The 4,467-nt window shown below is 71.1% G+C and carries 6 protein-coding genes; 3 read left to right on the forward strand and 3 right to left on the reverse strand.

The window, feature by feature from the left end:
* Positions 1 to 329 precede the first annotated feature (329 nt).
* From ACFV61_RS15505 to ACFV61_RS15515, 3 genes are all read left to right on the forward strand, one after another.
* On the forward strand, positions 330 to 767 hold the full coding sequence (locus ACFV61_RS15505) for a hypothetical protein (protein ID WP_380492062.1): 438 nt from the start codon (positions 330 to 332) through the stop codon (positions 765 to 767).
* Between the two features lie 715 nt (positions 768 to 1,482).
* Positions 1,483 to 1,839, forward strand: a complete 357-nt coding sequence (locus tag ACFV61_RS15510) for a hypothetical protein (RefSeq protein WP_380492064.1) — start codon at positions 1,483 to 1,485, stop codon at positions 1,837 to 1,839.
* Between the two features lie 80 nt (positions 1,840 to 1,919).
* Positions 1,920 to 2,243, forward strand: coding sequence for a hypothetical protein (locus ACFV61_RS15515; RefSeq protein WP_380492066.1), 324 nt, complete (start codon positions 1,920 to 1,922; stop codon positions 2,241 to 2,243).
* An 18-nt stretch (positions 2,244 to 2,261) separates the two neighbouring features.
* Here the strand turns inward: ACFV61_RS15515 and ACFV61_RS15520 are convergent, their stop codons facing one another.
* From ACFV61_RS15520 to ACFV61_RS15530, 3 genes are all read right to left on the reverse strand, one after another.
* Positions 2,262 to 2,825 carry a hypothetical protein gene (locus ACFV61_RS15520; RefSeq protein WP_380492068.1) on the reverse strand — a complete coding sequence of 188 codons (564 nt, stop codon included), beginning with the start codon at positions 2,823 to 2,825 and terminating at the stop codon, positions 2,262 to 2,264.
* A gap of 469 nt (positions 2,826 to 3,294) precedes the next feature.
* Entirely contained in the window at positions 3,295 to 3,438 is a 144-nt protein-coding gene (locus ACFV61_RS15525) for a hypothetical protein (RefSeq protein WP_380492070.1), read from the reverse strand.
* A gap of 27 nt (positions 3,439 to 3,465) precedes the next feature.
* Positions 3,466 to 4,197, reverse strand: coding sequence for a hemerythrin domain-containing protein (locus ACFV61_RS15530; RefSeq protein ID WP_380492071.1), 732 nt, complete (start codon positions 4,195 to 4,197; stop codon positions 3,466 to 3,468).
* Positions 4,198 to 4,467: the final 270 nt, after the last annotated feature.

Genomic DNA, 4,467 nt, shown 5'->3' on the forward strand with positions numbered 1-4,467 from the left:
TCCCTCCTCGGTCGGACAGCTCCGCCGCACCGGCGCTCCGGGGGGGGTGTCCAGGCTCGCGAAGCGACCGCGCAGCGGCTCCGGCCTGGACACCCTGCCCGGGGCCCTGGTACGCCCAACGGGTGTCCGACCGAGGAGGGAGCCCCGCCCCACAACCCCAACCACCACCAACGCCGCACCCACACACCCACCCCCCGCCCCCTCCGAGAGAGGACCCGCCGGAGGCAAGAAAGAACCTCCGCCGGCGACTGGGGCGCGGTTTGAGGTGGCCGCGGACTCGTGCTTACGGTGCGCCCGATGAGCACAGATCTGGCCAGGATGGGAAGCGGATGAGCACGACTTCGACAGCAAAGGTGAGCGCGGCGGAGTTGAAACGGCGGGTTCGCGCCGTCGAGGAGATCCAGGCCCGGACACGGGAGTTCGCCGCGGCGAACGTCCTGGCCGCGCGGAAGGCGGCGGCGGACGCGGCGAAGGCGAAGGATGACGCCGAGGTTGCGGCACGGGAGGCTTCCGCAGCCGTTCTTCGGCTGTTCAACAACGACGCCGAGTTGGTCGCACAGCTGCTCAGCGTCACGGCGGAGGAACTGGAACGCGAGGCGAAGCCTGTTACCGCTGCTCGCGCGAAGGAGGTGATCGAGGAGCTGCGGGCCCGCGCCGAGCGCCCGCGCCCCGTCCGCCGCGCACGGAAGGCCGGCGCCGCAGCCGCAGCACTGTCGACCTCTGCTCCGGCCTCCGGCCTGGAGGGCGTCCTGGCCGATGCCGGCTGAGACCGGTGGCCCCGGGCCCGGACTCTTCCCGCTCGCTGCGGTGGAGAGGTCCGGGCCTGCTCGCGTTGACGAGCAGCTCTCTCTCCTCGGCGAGCCAACACCCGTGCGGATAGCGGCTGTTGAGTGGGCCGCGTGGCTGGCCGACGAGTCTGTCCAAGCCCGGTACTGGGCGAAGGTCTACCGGACTCCAGCAACGGGGTGCTGGTTCTTCACCGGGGGGATTTCAAGCACCGGCCACGCGAGTTTCCGGGCAGCCTCGCGGCCCGGCCGGACGCGGCGGGGCACGGTTCCCGGGCACCTGTACGGGTACCAGCTCGCGCACGGCGTCATCCCGCGGCTGGGGTGGAGCACCGACCTGACCGTCTGCCACACCTGCGATTCCCACTCCTGCCAGCAGCCTGCGCACTTGCGGCTGGGCACGGCGGCGGAGAACCGGGCCGAGTGGGTGGCTCGGCGGCGCGACCCGGGGAGCCCTCTCGCGGACCTCCGCGGCCCCGCCGGACGCTCCCGTGCGATCGGCGCCGCGATCCGCGCCGGCCTGGCCGGTGGCGAGTCCGAAGTGGAGATCGCCGCACGGGTCCGAGTAGTGATCGCGGAAGGCCGGCCGCTGAGCCTCTGGTGACCGCCACGCGCGCGTCCGGTACACCGGCCGGGCGCTGTCGTACCGGTGCGTTACGGTCGACGGACGGTGTTGAACGTGCCAGAGGAGTCTCCCGTGCCCGAAGCCCACCCCGACCACAACGGCCTACCGGCGCTCTACAACGCCGAGGTCACGGCCTTCCGCGGACGGTGGGCCTTGAACGTCATCGGCCCGAACCGTGCCGTCCTGGCCGGGCCGGACGATCTCGGCCCGGCGGACATCCTCGTTGAGGCCACCCCCGACGATCCCGGCCGATACCTGATCGCCCTTGACGGTCCAGTGCCGGTTCTGCCTCGGGAGGAAGCCGTCCGGCAGTTGGAGGCGCACGGTTTCGTGGTCGCGGACGAGGCACGCAACGACACCAAGACCGATCACGGTTGGACTCAGGTCGCGTCCGCGCTCTGGACCGCGCCATGCCGGCCTGCTTCTTGATCTTGGCAGTGGCTACCCTGCGGGCTGGCTGAGCCGGGCTCGCCGATCATCTTCACGGACACCGACAGGAGAATCCGCGCATGAAGGCCACCGACGAGAGCAGCGAAGCCCAGAACGGACCCGGGCATACCTCCGGAACGGCGGTGAAGGTCGGCCCGAGCGGCGAGCGGCTGCGCCTCCGCTGGGCCCTCAGCGGCTACCGGGCGCCGGCCATGGGGAACGCTCAGTTCGAGACCGCATACCTGCCGGACGACGGCACCCCGGACGACGCTGTACAGCACGAGTGGCACGTGGATTCCGGCCTGCCGACCTACCTCTCAGTCACCGGCTGGACGTACAAGGCGTGCCACGTCGAGTACGAGCGACTGTGGGCCGAGCGAAAGGCACAGCAGAACCAGCGCTGACCCGAAGGTACGGGCACGTCAGGTCGTCGCGTCCGGCGGCGGCGTGTTCGTCCGGTGGATCGCCCACGGCACGCCCGGAGGCACCAGGGCTGCTGGCGCGAACGGCCGACGCAGGCCGTCTGCGTTGCGGTCGACGAACCAGTCCTCCAGCGGATCACCCCACGGGGCGGGGTGGAGGTCACCGGCGACCACCACCTCGTCCCGTGTCCGGCTCACCGCGACGCAGGCACCCAGGGTCTCGAACCTGATACTCGGAACGATCAGGTAGGCCCATCCGTCCGGGCCGGGCTCGGCGGACCACGCCTCGATCGCGGCCTCGCTGGTCCGCGTAGCCTCCTGGACCTGTGCTTGCACCCGGTCCGACGCGCTCCCGACGAGCCCGCCGACGGTGACGGTGAGCTCCGCCCACTCCTTCGGATGGCCGTCCGGGAGCACGATGCCGTACCGCTCCTGCACCTCGTCCAGGGTGCGACCCTCGGTCCCCAGGGTGGCCGCGTGGCGGAGCACTGCGGTCTCGTGGGCGGCCAAGTGCCGCTGGTAGTCGAGCGAGGTGATCCGGATGGTGCCAGCTCTGAACTCCATGATCGAAACCCTAGGTCAGGGTGATCAAGTGCGGTAGGGGAGACCGGCGTTCCTCATCCCCTACTCCTCAGCGGCGACAGCGGGTGGACTATCCTCCAAGCGCTGACGGATGCCGGCGTAACTCTCGGGCACCCTCTCAGGCGAGGTAGCCAACTGGTCCTCAACCCAGGCCCCCATAATCCTGCCCAGCCGCTCGTTATACGTGTTCATGCCGCCACTCCTCGAAACATCCCAGGTCAGAACTATCAAGTCTTCTTCGCCCCAGCCCAACCGGATAGTGCCCAGAGCCACAGCTCGCCCGCCACTGAGAGCGGGCGGTGCGGCGCTGTGACAAGGTGGCGTGATCAGCTTCGACACGGCACTGCTAGAGCGGACCAACGCTTGCCGACCAGCGTGGTGCTGGGTGCGGGGACTGATCGGCCCCCGCACCCAGCACCGCGCTCGTGGGCCAGACTTCCGATCTTGTGCCTTACTCGTCGGCGGCGGGCGTGCCGCCCCCCAGAAACTCGCGGATCCTGGCGTACTGCTCGGGCGCCCACTCAGGCGAGGCCGCCAAATGCTCCTCGACCCAGGCGTCTACGTCCCCGTCCAGCTGCTCACCACAAGCACTCATTCAACTACTCCTCGGAAACAGCCCAGTTCAGAGCCACCCTATTGTGTTCCTACACTGGGGCCAGTTGCGGGCCACGTCGTCGTCGCACTCGGCCAACAGCCGCTCCACCAGCGCCGGTTCCACGCCCTCCAGCAGCCAGGCCAGCGCGTCCGCCGTCCCCGGGCCGTCCGCCGAGCGCAGCAGGTCCATCAGCTCGCCCAGGCCGCCGAGCCGGGAGCCCTCCGGGACCACCCGCTCCATCCGGGGCAGCAACTGGCGCTCCTCGATCCGCAGGTGCGTCTCCAGCCGGGCCGCCAGGTCCTCCATCGCGTACGCCACCGGCCAGGCGCTGCCGGTGTCCCGGCTGGCGATCCGCACCAGCGTGGTGACCCGGGTGAACGAGTGGTCGAGGTTGTGGTGGTCCGCCTCCAGCCAGTTGAGCAGCAGCCGCAGCTCGGGGGCGAAGCGGCGCACGATCGGCCAGATCCGGCTGTCCTGCTGCTCGTGGTGGCAGGTCAGCATCGCGGTCACGAAGCTCCAGTGCCGCAGCAGCGCCTCGCCGGCGTCGTCCTCGCCGGGCTGGAGCAGCCGCAGGGCGTTGGGCAGCCGGGCGAGGTCCCGGCGCAGCGCGGCGTGCACCAGCCGCAGTCCGGCGAAGCGGGCCGTCACCGGCTCCTCGCCGACGGCCCGCACGGGCACGGCCGCGCCCCGGGTGTCGACCCCGGACCCCGCCTGCTCGGGCACGGAGGGGGACGGCTGAGGCAGTAGATGGATCGGCATGGGACTCTCTTCACGACGTCGTGGGGCGGGCGGGGCCAGCCGGTGGAGCGGCCCCATCCAAGGTGCTCACAGTCGATCAAAAGTGAATCAATGTCCGATTGACGCGCAGGTCACAGGCATGCGCGCGGGGGAAACGGCGCTGCGCGGGAGCCGCCCCGCGCTCGCCCGCCCGGCCTCCGGACGCTGCCGGAACGCCGTGGGGGGCCGGGCCGCGGGGGGGGCCGGGGCCGGGGCGCCCGGACCCGCCCCGCCGCCGCCCCCACCGGGCTC

The organism is Kitasatospora sp. NPDC059817, assembly GCF_042731835.1.
GTDB lineage: Bacteria > Actinomycetota > Actinomycetes > Streptomycetales > Streptomycetaceae > Kitasatospora.

Coding starts and splice junctions, on each gene's coding strand:
- ACFV61_RS15530 (WP_380492071.1), bottom strand. CDS start 4,197: ATGCCGATCCATCTACTGCCTCAGCCGTCCCCCTCCGTGCCCGAGCAG.
- ACFV61_RS15520 (WP_380492068.1), bottom strand. CDS start 2,825: ATGGAGTTCAGAGCTGGCACCATCCGGATCACCTCGCTCGACTACCAG.
- ACFV61_RS15525 (WP_380492070.1), bottom strand. CDS start 3,438: ATGAGTGCTTGTGGTGAGCAGCTGGACGGGGACGTAGACGCCTGGGTC.
- ACFV61_RS15505 (WP_380492062.1), top strand. CDS start 330: ATGAGCACGACTTCGACAGCAAAGGTGAGCGCGGCGGAGTTGAAACGG.
- ACFV61_RS15515 (WP_380492066.1), top strand. CDS start 1,920: ATGAAGGCCACCGACGAGAGCAGCGAAGCCCAGAACGGACCCGGGCAT.